16 protein-coding genes and 1 tRNA gene are annotated in these 16,612 nt (G+C 65.1%); 11 read left to right on the top strand and 6 right to left on the bottom strand.

The window, feature by feature from the left end; translation table 11 throughout:
* Positions 1–4 precede the first annotated feature (4 nt).
* Positions 5–640, bottom strand: a complete 636-nt coding sequence (locus IEW02_RS13880) for a PPA1309 family protein (RefSeq protein ID WP_229746034.1) — start codon at positions 638–640, stop codon at positions 5–7.
* A gap of 171 nt (positions 641–811) precedes the next feature.
* On the opposite strand from IEW02_RS13880, the gene IEW02_RS13875 reads away from it, so the two are divergent.
* Entirely contained in the window at positions 812–3,772 is a 2,961-nt protein-coding gene (locus IEW02_RS13875; RefSeq protein ID WP_188545454.1) for a UPF0182 family protein, read from the top strand.
* Positions 3,773–3,837: 65 nt separating this feature from the next.
* On the opposite strand, the gene IEW02_RS13870 is transcribed toward IEW02_RS13875, so the two are convergent.
* Positions 3,838–4,371 (bottom strand): transglycosylase family protein, encoded by a 534-nt coding sequence (locus tag IEW02_RS13870; RefSeq protein WP_188545453.1) that lies wholly within the window; start codon positions 4,369–4,371, stop codon positions 3,838–3,840.
* 467 nt (positions 4,372–4,838) lie between these two features.
* Here IEW02_RS13870 and IEW02_RS13865 point away from each other — a divergent pair.
* A tRNA-Met gene (locus IEW02_RS13865) sits at positions 4,839–4,915 on the top strand.
* Between the two features lie 136 nt (positions 4,916–5,051).
* Entirely contained in the window at positions 5,052–6,017 is a 966-nt protein-coding gene (locus tag IEW02_RS13860) for a HAMP domain-containing protein (protein WP_188545452.1), read from the top strand.
* 55 nt (positions 6,018–6,072) lie between these two features.
* Here the strand turns inward: IEW02_RS13860 and IEW02_RS13855 are convergent, their stop codons facing one another.
* The 4 genes from IEW02_RS13855 to IEW02_RS13840 all read right to left on the bottom strand — a co-directional run bounded on the left by IEW02_RS13855 (position 6,073) and on the right by IEW02_RS13840 (position 10,137).
* A complete protein-coding gene (locus IEW02_RS13855; RefSeq protein ID WP_188545451.1) occupies positions 6,073–7,296 on the bottom strand; it encodes an acyl-CoA dehydrogenase family protein in 1,224 nt (407 codons plus the stop codon).
* Positions 7,297–7,343: 47 nt separating this feature from the next.
* The gene (locus IEW02_RS13850; RefSeq protein WP_371829955.1) at positions 7,344–8,726 is read right to left on the bottom strand and encodes an acyl-CoA dehydrogenase family protein; all 1,383 of its coding nucleotides are present in this window, start codon (positions 8,724–8,726) and stop codon (positions 7,344–7,346) included.
* Positions 8,727–8,790: 64 nt separating this feature from the next.
* Positions 8,791–9,588, bottom strand: a complete 798-nt coding sequence (locus IEW02_RS13845) for an inositol monophosphatase family protein (protein WP_188545449.1) — start codon at positions 9,586–9,588, stop codon at positions 8,791–8,793.
* A 57-nt stretch (positions 9,589–9,645) separates the two neighbouring features.
* Entirely contained in the window at positions 9,646–10,137 is a 492-nt protein-coding gene (locus tag IEW02_RS13840; protein ID WP_188545448.1) for a beta-class carbonic anhydrase, read from the bottom strand.
* Positions 10,138–10,301: 164 nt separating this feature from the next.
* Between IEW02_RS13840 and prfB the strand changes: the two genes are divergently transcribed.
* The 8 genes from prfB (at position 10,302) to IEW02_RS13800 (ending at position 16,607) form a co-directional block, all read left to right on the top strand.
* The gene (gene prfB, locus IEW02_RS13835; RefSeq protein WP_188545447.1) at positions 10,302–11,417 is read left to right on the top strand and encodes a peptide chain release factor 2; all 1,116 of its coding nucleotides are present in this window, start codon (positions 10,302–10,304) and stop codon (positions 11,415–11,417) included.
* A gap of 5 nt (positions 11,418–11,422) precedes the next feature.
* Positions 11,423–12,307 carry a mechanosensitive ion channel family protein gene (locus IEW02_RS13830; protein WP_188545446.1) on the top strand — a complete coding sequence of 295 codons (885 nt, stop codon included), beginning with the start codon at positions 11,423–11,425 and terminating at the stop codon, positions 12,305–12,307.
* Positions 12,304–12,762 (top strand): hypothetical protein, encoded by a 459-nt coding sequence (locus IEW02_RS13825; RefSeq protein ID WP_188545445.1) that lies wholly within the window; start codon positions 12,304–12,306, stop codon positions 12,760–12,762. The genes IEW02_RS13830 and IEW02_RS13825 overlap by 4 nt, the downstream gene beginning before the upstream one ends.
* Positions 12,759–13,430, top strand: a complete 672-nt coding sequence (locus IEW02_RS13820) for a hypothetical protein (protein ID WP_188545444.1) — start codon at positions 12,759–12,761, stop codon at positions 13,428–13,430. Before IEW02_RS13825 ends, IEW02_RS13820 begins: the two co-directional genes overlap by 4 nt.
* 64 nt (positions 13,431–13,494) lie before the next feature.
* Positions 13,495–14,184, top strand: coding sequence for a cell division ATP-binding protein FtsE (gene ftsE / locus IEW02_RS13815; protein ID WP_188545443.1), 690 nt, complete (start codon positions 13,495–13,497; stop codon positions 14,182–14,184).
* 49 nt (positions 14,185–14,233) lie between these two features.
* Positions 14,234–15,139 (top strand): permease-like cell division protein FtsX, encoded by a 906-nt coding sequence (ftsX, locus tag IEW02_RS13810; protein ID WP_188545442.1) that lies wholly within the window; start codon positions 14,234–14,236, stop codon positions 15,137–15,139.
* A gap of 76 nt (positions 15,140–15,215) precedes the next feature.
* The gene (gene smpB, locus IEW02_RS13805; protein WP_188545441.1) at positions 15,216–15,689 is read left to right on the top strand and encodes an SsrA-binding protein SmpB; all 474 of its coding nucleotides are present in this window, start codon (positions 15,216–15,218) and stop codon (positions 15,687–15,689) included.
* A gap of 48 nt (positions 15,690–15,737) precedes the next feature.
* The gene (locus IEW02_RS13800; protein ID WP_188546111.1) at positions 15,738–16,607 is read left to right on the top strand and encodes a DMT family transporter; all 870 of its coding nucleotides are present in this window, start codon (positions 15,738–15,740) and stop codon (positions 16,605–16,607) included.
* Positions 16,608–16,612 lie beyond the last annotated feature (5 nt).

The raw sequence follows: 16,612 nt of genomic DNA, 5'->3' as shown, positions 1-16,612 counted from the left end.
GGCGCTAGTCGTCGTCCTCGACCGCGTCGAGGGTGGCATAGAGCGCGGCGACGACGTTCGGAGCCAAGTTTTCGTACGTCAGAAGTTCGACGGGCGCGTCCGGATCGTCGTCGTCCTCGTGCGGGCGCAGTTGCAGCAGCGCCAGGGCCGGCCCGTCCCGAAGCACTGCGGCGATGAGTCGTCCGTCACGCCGCTCGGGGTGCGACTCGGCAGCGATGCGCGCGGCGTGATCGGCCGCGTCCCGATCGGCCAGCAGCGGCGCGAGCGCACTGTCGAGATCGGATTCGGCGTCGGGCGGAAGTACCACGATCTCCTCGACCAACGCGCAACCGGACACCGAGGCAGGCCAGGACGTGGTGGCCAGGAACTCGTCGAGCGCGGGGGACCCGCCGTCGACGTCGGCGGGAAGCCGCTCCTGCGCAACGGGAGTCAGTTCGGCGCCGTCGGCCAACTGGTCGAGCAGAGCGGGTTCCGCTGCCGCCAGTGCGGCGGTGGACACGATCGCGAACATCTGCGGCGGCTGGTCCCAACCGCCTGCGTCGACGAACTCGACCACCTCGCGCACGCAACGGGCCAGAGCGGCTTCTGCACCCTCGGCGTCGGCGCCGTGATCGAAGTACGCGTCGTCTCTCTCGCTCACCCGACCATCCTTGCACTCGGTACTACAGTCGGCATCGCCGCCACCGCCACCCAGCGGCTCGACGGCGGTCGCTCGACGCTTGCGTAGAGTGGCGGAAAAATCGGACATTGCGATAACTGCCACATCTGCGACGAGCAGGTCGGGTATCGCGCGAAAACTGGAGTGTGGCACGTGGGCATGAGGCCCCCAACCGGACTGCCGTCTCTGTCGAGGCGCAGCCGAACCCTTCTCGTACTGGCGCTTGTGGTGGCAGTTCTCCTGCTGGTCGGCCCCAGGATCGTGTACACGTACACGGACTGGCTGTGGTTCGGCGAGGTCGGATTCCGCGGTGTCTTCACCACGGTTCTCTTCACTCGCCTCATCACGTTCCTGGTCGTCGCACTGCTGGTGGGCGGCATCGTGTTCGGGGCCATGGTGGTGGCGTACCGGTCTCGTCCGGTCTTTGTCCCCGTCGCCGGGCCGAACGATCCGATCGCGCGCTACCGCACGACCGTCATGAGCCGGCTGCGACTGTTCGGCATCGGCGTTCCCATCGTGGTGGGTGTGCTGTCCGGCCTTGTCGCGCAGGGAAACTGGGTCACCGTTCAGCTGTTCCTGCACGGCGGATCCTTCGGCATACAGGACCCGCAGTTCGGACTCGATGTCGGCTTCTATGCCTTCGACCTGCCGTTCTACCGGTCGGTGCTCAACTGGCTGTTCGTGGCGACGCTGATCGCGTTCCTCGTCGCACTGCTGACGCACTACATCTTCGGCGGCCTCCGACTGACCGGCCGCGAGGGTGCACTGACGAAGTCCGCTCGCATCCAGCTTGCGGCCCTCGCCGGAACGTTCATCGTGCTCAAGGCCGTGGCTTACTGGTTCGACCGGTACTCACTGCTGTCGAGCGGGCGCAAGGAACCCACCTTCACCGGAGCCGGCTTCACCGACATCAACGCGGTGCTGCCCGCCAAATTGATCCTGCTCGCCATAGCGGTCATCTGTGCTGCCGCGTTCTTCGCCGCAATCTTCCTTCGCGACCTGCGGATCCCGGCGTTGGCCACAGCGCTGCTGGTGCTGTCGTCGATCCTCGTCGGCGCAGTGTGGCCGCTCGTGGTGGAGCAGTTCTCGGTGCGCCCGAACGCGGCCGACAAGGAAAGCCCGTTCATCGAACGCAATATTCAGGCGACCCGAGAGGCCTACGGAATCACCGACGGCACAGTCGAGTACAAGGACTATTCCGGTCAGGCGAGCGAATCGCCGCAGCAGGTTGCCAGCGACACCGATACCTTGTCCAATATTCGACTGCTCGATCCGAACGTGTTGTCTCGGACCTTCACTCAGCAGCAGCAGATCCGAAACTTCTACGGCTTCCCCGACTCGTTGGCGGTGGACCGGTACGAGACGAACGGCCAGCTTCGTGACTACGTCGTGGCGGCTCGTGAAATTTCGCCCCAGTCCCTCAACGGCAACCAGACCGACTGGATCAACCGGCACACGGTCTACACCCACGGCAACGGCTTCGTTGCCGCACCGGCCAATTCGGTCGTCGGCGTCGCCACGGACGGTGATACGAGTGCCGACACGGGCGGGTATCCGGACTACGACATCAACTGGATCGAGAACAACCGCGAAGGAACCATCCGCAACGACGGTCCGGCGAAGCTCGACCAACCCCGCATCTACTACGGGCCCGTGATCGCGAACTCGGACGCCGACTACTCCATTGTCGGATCCGGCGGAGATCCTCGCGAATACGACTCGGACAGCAAGAGTTTCACGTACGACGGTCAGGGCGGTGTGCCCATCGACAACTGGTTCAACAGGGCGTTGTTCGCCGCCAAGTACACCGAGCGCAATCTGCTGTTCTCCAGCGCGATCGACGATCAGTCGAAGATCATCTTCAACCGTGATCCGCGCGACCGAGTGCAGAAGACCGCTCCCTGGTTGACCCTCGACGGATCGACCTATCCGGCCGTCGTGGACGGCAAGATCGTGTGGATCATCGACGGTTACACGACCTTGGACAACTACCCGTACTCGCAGCAGATGTCGCTGGACGACGCGACCGTGGACTCCCTGGCCTCCACCACGACTCGCGCGCTTCCGAGCAAGCAGGTCGGGTACATCCGGAACTCCGTGAAGGCCACCGTCGATGCCTACGACGGAACCGTCAAGCTCTACCAGCAGGACGAGAACGATCCGGTGCTGAAGGCATGGATGTCGGTGTTCCCGGGAACCGTGTTGCCGAAGTCGGACATCTCGCCCGAATTGGCAAGCCATTTCAAGTACCCGGAGGATCTGTTCAAGGTCCAACGCGAACTGTTGACGCGGTACCACGTGAACGATCCGCGAGAGTTCTTCACCAACAACGCGTTCTGGGAAGTGCCCGGTGATCCCACCGTCGACGGCGGCACCGGTACCAACTTGAGTCAGCCGCCGTACTACGTCGTGGCGGCGGACCCGTCGACCAGGTCGGAAGGGGCCACGTTCCAGCTCACCAGCGCACTGACCGGATTCCGGCGGCAGGTTCTGGGGGCGTACGTGAGTGCCGACTCGTCACCGGAGGCGTACGGAAAGATCACGGTCCTGCAGTTGCCCACGGACACGTCCACTCAGGGTCCGATCCAGGTGCAGAACCAGATGACGACCACGACAGCGGTGTCGGAGAACCTGGGTATCGTGCGTCGCGAGAACACGGTGACCTTCGGGAACCTGCTGACCTTGCCGGTCGGCAACGGCGGGTTGCTGTACGTGGAACCGGTGTACGCCTCTCGGGCCAACGACTCGTCGTCCTACCCGCAGCTCATCAGGGTGCTCGTGAGTTACGGCGGTCGTGTCGGTTACGCACCGACGCTCAGCGAGGCGCTGAACCAAGCGATCGGACAGGGTGCGGGAACTCCGGCAACAGTTCCTACTCAGTCGCCGTCCGACACGGGCGGTCAGACGAGCTCGCCCGCCCCGTCGTCGTCGGCAGCCCCGTCGACCTCGCAGAGTCCGCAGGCGCCGGCCAATCGGGATGCCGCCGTCGCCGGTCTGAACACGGCCCTGCAGAACGTCCGCGCGGCGCAGACATCGGGCAATTTCGCGCAGTTGGGTGACGCTCTGAACGCACTGCAGACGGCAGTCGATCAGTACAACGCATCCGGCGGGTGACAGTTGCCGCATCATGACGAAAAAGCCCCACACCGTGACGGTGTGGGGCTTTTTCTATCGGCTGATTATCGGCCGATGCCGTTGATCAAGCCGGCGTTGGCGTTGACCAGGTCGCTGTACTGCTGCCCGAGACCGTACTGGTCGGCGATGGCCTTGCCCTGATCGACCAGACCGGCCAGCGGTGCGGGGGCCGGTGCCGCGGCGGGGGCCGCCGCCGGAGCGGGTGCCGCTGCCGGGCTCTGGGCCGCAGCGGTCGAACCCGAGCTGAGGTACTGGCCGCACACGGGCCACGCACCTGCTCCCTGGGTCTGCAGGACGTTCTCGGCGACGCGGACCTGCTCGGCCTTCGACGCGTTGTGTGCCGATCCGGAACCGCCGTTGGCGGCCCAGGTGCTTTGCGAGAACTGGAGACCGCCGTAGTAACCGTTGCCGGAGTTGATGCCCCAGTTGCCGCCGCTCTCGCACTGTGCGACGCCGTCCCAGTTGTGGGTTGCAGCGCTGGCGGTACCGGTGCTCAGCCCGAGCGGAATTGCGACGGCCGCGCCGGTGACAGCGGCCCATCCGAGTGCGCGCGTGCTGATCTTCTTTGCTGTGGTCATGCGGAATGAATCCTCTCGTGCTGGTAGACGCGAGCGGCGCGTGAAGGCCATTGATGCTCGTCGATCCCTGCCCCCGGGTAAGTCGGGTATCCGATCCCGCGGGGCAGTGAGCGTCCAGCGGCGGGTCGGCCTGGCCTTGATGCGGACCGAGGGCGACGGTAATGGAGGAATCGTGGGTCGTCATATGTACTTTCGCTCCATACCCGGGGCGCGAGACCAGGCCCAAAATCGGCATTCGGCCTGTTCGGACGGTATGACAGCACAACCGTGTCCTGATCGTGATCTTGTTGTTACGTGGCGGGGATCACCCTCTTTTTGAGACCGCGGTCACCCGATTTCCGCGTATTTCCACCCGTTCGACGCGGGAATCCCGTTGCTCGGCACGCGATTTGCTATTGGTCGACGCCGTCCGGTAACTTCTTGTTCAGCAACCGAAGCGGTTCACGAATCGCAGCGGGTGCAGGCATCGCGGGGTGGAGCAGCTCGGTAGCTCGCTGGGCTCATAACCCAGAGGTCGCAGGTTCAAATCCTGTCCCCGCTACCACTCTTCAGGCTCGGAATCTTCGGATTCCGAGCCTGAAGTCGTTTCCGGCCCCGGTCGCGGTGTACGAGGCGAGCTTCGCCCAGCCCCGCCGAACACCCCTCAGCGCCATCTCAGCATCGACGCTGATACTCGTGTGGTGCGACGACTGCGATTCCATTCCGCCCGGCCCTTCCCGGGTGAGGGGTTGTCGATGCGGCGCCGCGTTCTGCTCTTGACGACCGCTCTGGCGGCCATCGCGGTGGCGGCCTGTTCGATTGCCATCTACGTCGTCACCGAAGACGCTCTGCGTGCGCAGATCGCGGAGCGCGTCGAGCGGAACGCAGCCAAACTGGCGGTCAGTTCGTCCACGCAGATGTCGCCGAACGCACTCGGCTTCGCCAACGACGGAACCGGCCCCATGCGCGTCGCGATGATCACGGCGGCGGGCGAATTCATCGCGCAGGACGGATCCACCGAACCGTTCCTGACCGAGAGCGGTCAGATGTCCACGTCGCTGCAGCCCCTCGTGAGAGGTGAGACAGGCCAGGTTTCCACCGAAGCGGACGGTTTCCTGATGTGCGGCATAACCGCGGTCGGGGGAGACATCGTTCTGGTGGCGGAACCCGAATCCACCATGGCGCCGACCATGCACACGCTGGTGGTGTGGCTCAGCGCCCTGGGGGGCCTCCTCATTCTTCTCGCGGCCGCAGTGGGCGCCGCGGCGGCGGGAATCGGCTTGAGGCCGGTCGAGCGCCTCACTCGTGCGACACGGCGGGTGGCGTCGATGGGAGACCTGACGCCGATCACGGTGACCGGCAAGGACGAGTTGGCTCAGTTGGCCGTCGGGTTCAATGCGATGCTTCGCGCGCTCGACTCGTCACGGGCGCGTCAGAGCCAACTGGTCGTGGACGCCGGTGCGGAGTTGCAGGCTCCCCTGACGGCTCTACGCACGAATATCGAACTGCTTATCGCGGTGCAGGCAGAAGGCGGGCCGGGTCTGGACCGGGCCACCGAAGCGGCATTGCGGACGGATGTGCTCGATCAGTTGGACGAGCTCACGGGCCGCATCCATCGACTCGTGGAGGATGCGAGAGAGGCGTCGCCGCAAGCGATGTCGAGCTGAACGAGAGAACGGGCCCGGTGCGTCGATCTGCACCGGGCCCGCTCTCGGGTACGAATCACTTCAGTTCGGCGGACGACTTTCCGAGCACTCGACGAGCAACGATCAGCTGCTGAATCTGCTGGGTGCCCTCGAAGATGTCGAGGATCTTCGAGTCGCGCGACCACTTCTCGAGCAGCAACCGCTCGGAGTAGCCGAAGGTCCCGGCCAACTCCACTGCCTTGAGAGTGACGTCCGTCGCGGTGCGCCCGGCCTTGGCCTTGGACATCGAGGCCTGCAGCGAGTTCGGCTCCTTGTTGTCGGCCATCCACGCTGCGCGAAGCGCAAGCAGGTATGCCGCTTCCCAGTCGGATTCGAGCCGGATGTACTCCGACGCCGCAGCGCTCTGACTGTTCGACGGAGCGTCGTACGAAATGTCGACGCCGGCGTCGGTCAGGATGGTGCGCAGCTCTTCCAGTGCGGCACGGGCGACGCCGATGGCCATACCGGCCACGAGCGGACGCGTGTTGTCGAACGTCTGCATGACGCCCGCAAAGCCCTTGTCCGTGTTGACATCTGCGGATCCGAGGAGGTTGTCCTTCGGGATGCGGCAGTTCTCGAACAGCAATGCCGCGGTGTCGGACGCCTTGATGCCGAGCTTGTGCTCGAGCCGGGCCACGGTCATTCCCGGGGTGTCGCGCGGAACGACGAACGACTTGATGGCCGCGCGTCCCTTGCTCTTGTCGACGCTCGCCCACACCACGACGTGGGTGGAACGCTCACCCGCAGTGACGTAGATCTTCTCGCCGTTGAGGACCCACTCGTCGCCGTCGAGCGTGGCGGTCGCGGTGACGGCTGCGGAGTCGGAGCCGAAGCTGGGCTCGGTGATGGCCATGGACGCCCACACCTTGCCGAAACGCTCGAGCTGGGCGTCGGTGGCCACGGCGGCGATGGCCGAGTTGCCGAGACCCTGGTACGGGATGGACAACGTCAGGCCGACGTCACCCCAGCACGTCTCGATGACGTTGACCAGAGCGGACATGTTGCCGCCGTTGGCGTTTGCCGTCTTGCTGGGCTTGGGTGCATCTTCGCTGTTCTTGTCACGCCCGCCGGCTGCGCCGCCGATGTCACCGCCGGCGTCGGTCATGCCTTCGACCATGGCGGCCATGGTGTTCAGCTCGACCGGATATTCGTGCTCGGCGAGGTCGTATTTGCGTGAGATCGGACGGAAGATCTCGGCGGCGACCTGATGTGCCTGGTTCGCCTGAGCCTTCAGCTTTCTGGGGAGCTCGAGATTGATCATCGTGGTTCCTTAGTCAAGGAGTGAGTCGAGAAAGAAGGGTGGGCGAATCAGATGAGGACGATGCCCTCGGCGACGCCGACGGCACGCAGGTCGCGGTACCAGCGCTCGGCCGGGTGCTCCTTGGTGAAGCCGTGGCCGCCGAGCAGCTGCACGCCGTCGAGGCCGATCTGCATGCCCTTGTCGGTGGCCAGGCGGCGAGCCAGCGCCGATTCGCGAGCGAACGACAGTCCCTGCTCGGCGCGCGACGCGCCGCGTTGGGTCACCAGGCGGATGCTGTCGAGTTCGATGGCGATATTGGCCACCATGAACGCGACTGCCTGACGGTTGCTGATCGGCTCACCGAACGCGGTGCGCTCGTTCACGTACGGGACGACGTAGTCGAGAACGGCCTTGGACGTGCCTGCGGCCATCGATGCCCATCCGAGGCGAGCCAGACGCACGGCGTCGGCGTACTCCCCGGCCCGACTCGTCGAATCGCCGTCGCCGAGCAGTGCGGATTCGGGCACCGCTACGTCGGTCAGGTGCAGTCGTCCGAGACCCGCCGCCCGCAGGCCCATGCTGGGATCCGCTTCGACGACAAGCCCTTTGGTGTCGGATTCGACGATGAAGAAGCACGGCTTGCCGTCCAGCTCCGCGCCGATGACGAACAACTCGGCCGACGCAGCCGCAGGAACCAGGCTCTTGACGCCGTTGAGCTTGTAACCGCTGGGGGAGCGGACGGCCTTGGTCTGCAACGCGAACGGATCGAACAGCGCACGAGGCTCGTTGATCACGACGGACGCGCCGGGAACCGTCTCACCGGTGAACGCCGGGAGGTACGTCTTCTGCTGCGCGTCGGTGCCCCACTGGGTGAGAGCGACCGCGACACCGCTCGGCGCGAGGATCGGAAGTGCAAGGCCCATGTCGCCGTACGCGAGTGCCTCTGCGACAAGCGAATTGGTGACCGCTCCGCGTTCGCTCGCGGCGCCCTCGAGCTGTTCGGGGACGTTGATCAGAGTGATGCCCAGTTCGGCTGCACGGCGGCCCAGGTCCGCGGGGGACTCCGCGGCCTCGTCGGCGTCGTGCGCGGCCGGACGCATTATTTCCTCGGCGAACTCCTTCACCGTCTCGACGATCATCTTCTGCTCGTCGTCGGGCGTCAGGTCGAAGTAGTCCTTGCGCGCAACGGTCGCGTCGGGGAGCCGCTCGGGCTTGCCGCCGCCTGCGACCTTCTCGAACGTGCGGGTGGCCGCGCCCAGTGTCTTGAACCCGGTCTTGGTGCTCTCGTAGGTCACGCGGTCGATGGTCTGGCGGAGGTTGTACTTCTCGGCCAGCTCCGAACCGGTGATCTTGGTCAGCACGCGCATCGCGGTGCCGATCGCGTCACGTTTGACGGGGTTCAGGCCCGGCGCGGAAGTATCTCGTACGCTGTCTTGCTTCGTCATGATCACCAGCTGCTTCTCGGTGTTCGGTCGTGGACTCCTCTATCTTACTCACCGGTAAGATAGGTGTCTACTACCGAGTAGATCGCGGCTGGAGTCGAGCCAGTACCGCGTCGTGGAGCAGCCCGTTCGTGGCCACCGCACTGCCTCCGTGCGGCCCGGCGGCTCCGTTCAGCGCGGTGAATCGCCCGCCCGCCTCACGCACGATGAGGTCGAGCGGTGCCAGGTCCCACAACGACACCTCGGGTTCGGTGGCGATGTCCAACCCGCCTTCGGCCAGCAGACAGTAGGAGAAGAAGTCCCCGTATCCGCGCACTCGCCAGACGGCGTCGGTCAGGTCGACGAAGTCCTCACGCAGACCCAACTCGCGCCATCCGGACAGGCTGGCGAAACTCAGGCTCGCCGACCCGATGTCGTGGACCGACGACACCTGAAGACGCCGAGCTTCCTCGTCGCCGAAACGGCCGAACGCCCCCGCTCCGGCGCAGGCCCACCACCGCCGGTTCAACGCCGGCGCACTCACCACGCCGACGACGGGCACACCGTCGTCGAGCAGGGCGATCAGCGTGGCCCAGATCGGTACGGAGCGGACGAAGTTCTTCGTTCCGTCGATGGGATCGACCACCCACTGCCGCCCGACGAACGACGCGTCGCCCCCGAACTCCTCGCCCAGGACGGCGTCCCCTCGACGCTGCGCTGCGATCATTCCTCGAACCGCGGTCTCGACCGCGAGGTCGGCGTCCGACACCGGAGTCAGATCCGGCTTGTCGTCCACCCGAAGATCCACGGCACGAAACCGGTCGCGGGTGATGTCGTCGGCCGCGTCGGCGAGACGTAGGGCGAGTTCGAGGTCGGGGGAGTAATCGGGCACCGGACGAGATTACTCATCGCCCGGCGCCCGGCATCACAGCTCTCCGCCGTCACAACACTACGAGGTGACTTCCTTCAGCTTCCCGGTCGCCACGTCGAAGACGAACCCACGCAGGGACGTCGTCTTGCTCACGAACGGAGACGTCTCGATGCGCTTCAGGGACTGCCGAACGTCCTCGTCGAGATCGGAGAACGCTTCTGCCGACCACGCCGGCTTCACACCGGTCTCACTCAGGATCCCCGCCTTGAAGTCGTCGTCGGTGAACGTCAGCATCCCGCAGTCGGTGTGGTGAATCAGGATGATCTCCGTGGTGCCCAGGAGTCTCTGGCTGATGGCGAGGGATCGGATCTCGTCGTCGGTCACCACGCCGCCGGCGTTGCGGATGACGTGTGATTCACCGTCGGCGATCCCCAGGATCCGGTACACGTCCAGGCGCGCATCCATGCACGCCACCACGGCAACGTGCTTGCTCGGAGGAAGCGGTAGCGGGCCTTCGAACTGTGCTGCGTATGTCTCGTTGTTCTTCAGATACTCGTCCGTGACTGTCATCGATGTCCTTTGTTGGTTTGCCGCATGCGATCCGACGCATGTGAACCGTGCCGAAGCGAGCGCTGTGGCGCCAGTGATCCGCGCGACGTGATCGGAAGGGTTGACACTCGGTGTCATCGACGGGTGTCATCACGACGTCGCCGCTCCCGGTAGCCTCGACTACCGTGCATCCCGACGTTTCCGCAGACATAGCCGAGCTCGACGCCACCTTGAAAACGGTGGAGTCGGTGCTCGACATCGACGAACTCCGGCGTCGAATCGACGAGCTCGAGCATCAGGCCGCAGACCCGGAACTGTGGAACGACCAGGAGCACGCACAGCAGGTCACCAGCCAGCTCTCCCACGCTCAAACCGAATTGCGTCGGGTCGAGGAACTGCGGCAACGGCTCGACGATCTGCCCATTCTGTACGAGCTCGCCGAGGCCGAAGAGGGCGCTGCGGGCGCCGATGCACTCGCCGAGGCCGACGGCGAGCGCACGTCACTGCATGCCGATGTCGAGTTGCTGGAAGTCAGAACGCTGCTCTCGGGTGAGTACGACAAGCGTGACGCCTTGGTCAACATTCGCTCCGGAGCGGGCGGGATCGACGCGGCCGACTGGGCGGAGATGCTGATGCGCATGTACATCCGCTGGGCGGAGAAGCATGGATACGGCGTCGAGGTCTACGACACGTCGTATGCGGAAGAGGCCGGCATCAAGAGTGCGACGTTCGCGGTGAAGGCGCCCTACAGTTACGGGACCCTGTCGATCGAGCAGGGCACCCACAGGTTGGTGCGGATCAGTCCGTTCGACAACCAGGGTCGCCGTCAGACGTCGTTCGCGGAGGTCGAGGTACTTCCCGTGGTGGAGACGACCGACCACATCGAGATTCCGGAGGGCGACATCCGTGTCGACGTGTACCGGTCGTCGGGGCCCGGCGGTCAGTCCGTCAACACCACCGACTCCGCGGTGCGCCTGACCCACATCCCGACCGGAATCGTCGTGACGTGTCAGAACGAGAAGTCGCAGCTGCAGAACAAGGTGTCGGCAATGCGCGTGCTGCAGGCCAAGTTGCTGGAGGTCAAGCGCAAGGAAGAACGCGCGGAGATGGACGCCCTCAAGGGTGACGGCGGCAGTTCCTGGGGCAATCAGATGCGCTCCTACGTCCTGCACCCCTATCAGATGGTGAAGGACCTGCGTACCGAGTACGAGGTCAACAATCCGTCCGCCGTGCTCGACGGTGACATCGACGGGTTCATCGAGTCGGGCATCCGGTGGCGCATGCGCTCGGACGAGGCGTAACCGCCATGGGCTTCCTGACACCTCCGCCCGATCTGGTCTTCTGGCTGCAGAACAATTTCCTGGAAATGATCCTGTGGATTCTGGGCGGCCTGCTCGCCGGCCGTGCCGTGAACTGGGCCGGCGCCAAGATCACCGGACGCATCGACCGGACGTATCAGCAGACCGACGCCCTCATTCGCACGGAAGCGGCGAAGCATCGGCATTCGCTCGCGCAGGTGATCACCTGGGTCGTGATCGCCCTGATCTACGTTCTGGTCGGAATCCGGGTGCTCCAACGCCTCGGTTTCCCCATCACGAGCCTGGTCGCGCCCGCGACGGTGCTCGGCGCCGCGCTCGGATTCGGTGCGCAGCGCATCGTCCAGGACATCCTGTCCGGGTTCTTCATCATCACCGAACGTCAGTACGGCTACGGCGACGTGGTGCAGCTCGCGATCACCGGTACCGCGAACGACGCAGTCGGCACCGTCGAGGACGTGACGCTTCGAGTCACCCGGGTGCGGTCGGCGGAGGGCGAGGTCATCACCGTTCCGAACGGACAGATCGTCAAGGCAGTCAACCTCTCGAAGGACTGGGCGCGAGCGGTCATCGACGTCCCCGTACCCCCCACCGCGGACCTGGCGAAGGTCACCGAGTTGCTCAAGTCCGTCGGACAGGAAACGCACAACGACAGGCATCTCGCCGCGCTGCTGCTCGACGAGCCCACCGTGATGGGCGTCGAAAGTATCGAGGTGGATCAGGTGAACCTGCGGGTGGTGGCCAGAACCTTGCCGGGCAAGCAGTTCGAGGTGGGTCGTGAACTGCGCGCCCGCATCGCCATCACGTTGCGGCGCAACGGCATCACCGTCTCGCCCGAGCTTTCGGCCGACCGAACCGTGGGGAGCGACCTGTGACGCAGTCCGAGATTCCCCCCGTCGACGAGTCGGCCGAGGGCAAGAAGTCCCGGTTCGGTTGGTTGTCGAAGGTTCCGTCGCACCTGCCCGGTGGAATCAGAACCACGACGGCCGCCCTCGGCGTGCTGTTCTTTCTTGTTCTGCTGCTGTGGAATTCGGTTCGGTACGACCCGACCCTGAACGAGAACTCGCCCGTGTACGTGCCGCCCGCTCCGTCCACCACCGAAGTGGCGCCGACGCAGCAGTACACCCCGACCAGGGTGCCATCGACAACGTCGACCCCGACGACGAGCGCGACGGCGCCGAACACCACGTCGCCCGATGTCGGAACCACCGGCGGCAGCGGTACGGCAACCACCACACCGGCCCCGACGACGACCCCCGGATTCCAGCTCCCCACCATCCCCGGTCTACAGCTACCCGGGCAGGCCCCCACCACCACGCCGGCGCGGTGAGCGAGGACGCCCTTCCGGCCTGGCGCCGCGTCACGGCGGGAGAGCCCAGGTGGGCGGCAGCCATCGCGATGCTTGCGATGATCGCCCTCCAAGTCAGCCTGCCCGACGGCCTCAACCTGACGTCGCGGTATGTGCTTCCGACCATCGAGGCGGTGCTGCTCGTGGTGTTGGTGGCGGCGAATCCACTCAGAATCGATCGGATCTCGACGCCGCTGCGGGCGCTGAGTCTCACTCTCATCACCCTGGCGAGCCTCGCGAACGCGTACTCGGCCGTCCGACTCGTCGTCGACATCGTCACCGGTGCGCACGGAGTGCAGGCTCCTGCGCTGCTGGCCACCGGCGGCGCCATCTATCTGACGAACATCATCGTGTTCGGACTCTGGTACTGGGAACTCGACCGCGGCGGCCCGGCCGCGCGGTCCGCGGGACTTGCGGAGTATCCGGACTTCCTGTTTCCGCAGATGACCGCTCCGGGCATGGCCGACCCGCACTGGGAACCGCGGTTCGCGGACTACCTGTACGTGTCGTTCACCAATGCCACCGCGTTCAGCCCGACCGACACGATGCCCATGACTCGGTGGGCGAAGCTCGCCATGTCGATCCAGTCGGTGATCGCCCTCGCGACGGTGGCGATGGTCCTCGCCCGTGCGATCAACATCTTGAACTGAGCACAGCTCTACCGCGCGCGGCGGTCCAGGGTAGGCGGGGTGCGCGCGGCTACACTGGCGACCCGTGATCAGCGTGGAGAATGTGTCCAAGTCCTACAAGTCGTCGACTCGCCCCGCGCTGGACAAGGTGTCGGTGGACATCGAGAAAGGCGAATTCGTCTTCCTCATCGGACCGTCCGGATCCGGGAAGTCGACGTTCATGCGGTTGCTCCTCAAGGAGGAGACCCCGACCTCGGGTGACATCCACGTCGCGTCCTTTCACGTCAACCGCCTGTCGGGCCGCCGGGTCCCGCGCTTGCGTCAGACCATGGGCTGCGTGTTCCAGGATTTCCGGCTTCTGCAGAAGAAATCCGTAGCCGAGAACGTGGCGTTCGCCCTCGAGGTGATCGGAAAGCCACGTTCGATGATCCAGCGCACGGTTCCCGAGGTTCTCGATCTCGTCGGGTTGTCCGGTAAGGCCGATCGCCTGCCGACCGAACTCTCCGGCGGCGAGCAGCAACGCGTGGCAATCGCGCGTGCCTTCGTCAACCGGCCACTGGTCCTGCTCGCCGACGAACCCACCGGCAACCTCGACCCGGACACCAGTTCGGACATCATGCTGCTCCTCGAGCGCATCAACCGAACGGGAACGACGGTCCTGATGGCGACTCACGACAACCACATCGTCGACTCCATGCGTCGGCGGGTGGTCGAACTAGACAACGGCCGTGTGGTCCGGGACGAGGCCAGAGGCGTCTACGGCGTGGGCAGGTAACCGCCCCACCAGCTTCCGGCCACATTCGAACGACGAAAGTTTTCTGACGATGCGCGCAAGTTTTCTGTTCGGCGAGGTCCTCACCGGCCTGCGCCGCAACATCACCATGACGATCGCGATGATCCTGACCACCGCGATCTCGCTCGGGCTGTTCGGTGGCGGACTGCTGGTGGTCCAGATGGCCGGGAAGACCCAACAGATCTTCCTCGATCGCGTCGAGGTCCAGATCTTCCTGACCGACGACGTGTCGACGACGGACCCGGACTGTTCGGGGGACATCTGCGCCGCCCTTCGTCGCGATATCGAGTCAACCCCGTCCGTGGTGTCCGTGCAGTACCTGAACCGGGCCGACGCCGTGGCCGACGCCACGAACCGTGTCTTCAAGGACCAACCCGAGCTTGCATCCCTGGTCAGTCCGGACAGCTTCCCGGCCTCGTTCAAGGTCAAGCTCAGCGACCCCGAGCGATTCGGAGTCATCAACGATCAGTTCGCCCAGCGACCCGGCGTGCAGAGCGTGCTCAACCAACGCGAACTGGTCGATCGACTGTTCAGCGTGCTGTCAGGGGTCCGCAACGCCGCCTTCGCGATCGCGGTCGTTCAGGCGCTCGCAGCAATCCTGTTGATCGCCAACATGGTTCAGATCGCGGCGTTCACTCGCCGCACCGAGGTCGGCATCATGCGATTGGTGGGAGCCACCCGTTGGTACACCCAGTTGCCGTTCCTGCTCGAAGCGGTCGTCGCAGCACTGGTGGGTGCCGTTCTCGCCATCGCGGCACTGTTCACGGCCAAATCGGTGTTCATCGACTCCGTGCTGGACGATCTGTACCAGGCGAACATTCTCGCCCGGATCACCGCGAGCGACGTGCTGCTGATCGCACCGATTCTGCTGCTGTCAGGGCTCGGCATGGCAGCGATCACCTCGTACATCACCCTCCGGCTGTACGTGCGCGAGTGACGTCTGCTTCTCGGCCGAAATAAATCGACGGTCGCACTCCTTATGATGGGTTGACACCGATCCGAAAGGTCCTGCTGTGAGAGAGAAAGGTCGCAAGGCAATTGCGACCAACCGCAAAGCCCGGCACAACTACTCGATCCTCGACGTGTACGAGGCCGGCGTTGCGCTGGTCGGTACCGAGGTGAAAAGCCTGCGCGACGGCAAGGCCTCGCTGGCCGACTCGTTCGCCACCGTGGACGACGGCGAAGTGTGGCTGCGCGGACTTCACATCCCCGAGTACACGCAGGGAAGCTGGACCAACCACGCGCCTCGCCGCAACCGAAAGCTGTTGCTGCACAAGCGCGAGATCGAGCATCTCGTAGGCAAGACCCGCGAGGGAAACCTCACGTTGGTCCCGCTGTCGATGTACTTCAACGAAGGCAAGGTCAAAGTCGAGCTGGCCCTGGCCAAGGGTAAGCAGGACTACGACAAGCGCCAGAGTCTGGCCAAGCGCACCGCCGAGCGCGAGGTCACCCGCGAGATGGGTCGCCGCATCAAGGGCATGCGATGACTGCCGTCATCAAGGGAATGCGATGACTGCCGTCATCAAGGGAATGCGCTGACCGCAGTCCTCCTCGCCCTCGTCGCCGCGCTCGGCTATGGAGTGAGCGATTTCGTGGGAGGCGTGGCCTCGCGCCGAGTGGCGGCTCTGCGTGTGGTGATCGTCTCGTACCCGTTGTCCCTGATCATCGTCGGAGTGGTCGCGCCATTTGTCGGCGGAGACGTCACGCTCGCGCCGATGCTGTGGGGTGTGGCCTCGGGAGTCGCCGGTGGGATCGCCGTGTGGTGGTTCTACCTCGCACTCGCCGCCGGCCCGATGTCGATCGTCTCGCCCGTCACGGCGGTACTCGTCGCGGGCGTGCCGGTGATCGTGGGACTTGCGCTCGGCGAGAGGCCGACCGCGCCGGCCTACGCGGGCATCGTGCTGGCGTTGATCGCGGTGGTCCTGGTGAGCAAGGAGTCACCCGACGAAACCGCCGGTGAGGTTGCCGGCGGTCGCACGCTCGCCTTCACGCCCACGGTGGCCTGGCTGACGGTCGGCTCCGGCATCACCTTCGCCCTGTCCTTCATTGCGATCGACCGCATCGGCGACTCCGACAGTGGCTTGTGGCCACTCGTGGCGTCACGTGCCGCAGCGACGGCCGTCGTGTGGGCAGCAGCGCTCTCCCTCCGTCAGTTCTCGCCGGCGCGCGGGGGAGTGCTGAAGTTGGCCGCGTTCGTGAGCGTGCTGGACGTCGTCGCCAACGTCGCCCTTCTGTACGCGTTCCACGGTGGCCTGTTGTCTCTGGTCAGCGTCATCGCGTCGCTCTATCCGGCGGCCACCGTGCTGCTCGCGATGGTCATGCTGGGCGAACGAGTCGGCAGCATTCAGAAGGTAGGCATGGTGTTGGCGTTCGGAGCGGTGGGTGTGATCGCCGTCGCGGGCTGATCCGG

The sequence above is a fragment of the Rhodococcoides trifolii genome (assembly GCF_014635345.1).
GTDB lineage: Bacteria > Actinomycetota > Actinomycetes > Mycobacteriales > Mycobacteriaceae > Rhodococcoides > Rhodococcoides trifolii.
The sequence above is the reverse complement of the archived record's forward strand: the minus strand, read 5'-3'. Positions and strand labels throughout refer to the sequence as shown.

Excerpts from the sequence above, each read along its gene's own strand:
- IEW02_RS13870 (WP_188545453.1), bottom strand. The coding sequence starts at position 4,371 with ATGACCACAGCAAAGAAGATCAGCACGCGCGCACTCGGATGGGCCGCT.
- IEW02_RS13855 (WP_188545451.1), bottom strand. The coding sequence starts at position 7,296 with ATGATCAATCTCGAGCTCCCCAGAAAGCTGAAGGCTCAGGCGAACCAG.
- IEW02_RS13840 (WP_188545448.1), bottom strand. The coding sequence starts at position 10,137 with ATGACAGTCACGGACGAGTATCTGAAGAACAACGAGACATACGCAGCA.
- IEW02_RS13830 (WP_188545446.1), top strand. The coding sequence starts at position 11,423 with ATGGGCTTCCTGACACCTCCGCCCGATCTGGTCTTCTGGCTGCAGAAC.
- ftsX (WP_188545442.1), top strand. The coding sequence starts at position 14,234 with ATGCGCGCAAGTTTTCTGTTCGGCGAGGTCCTCACCGGCCTGCGCCGC.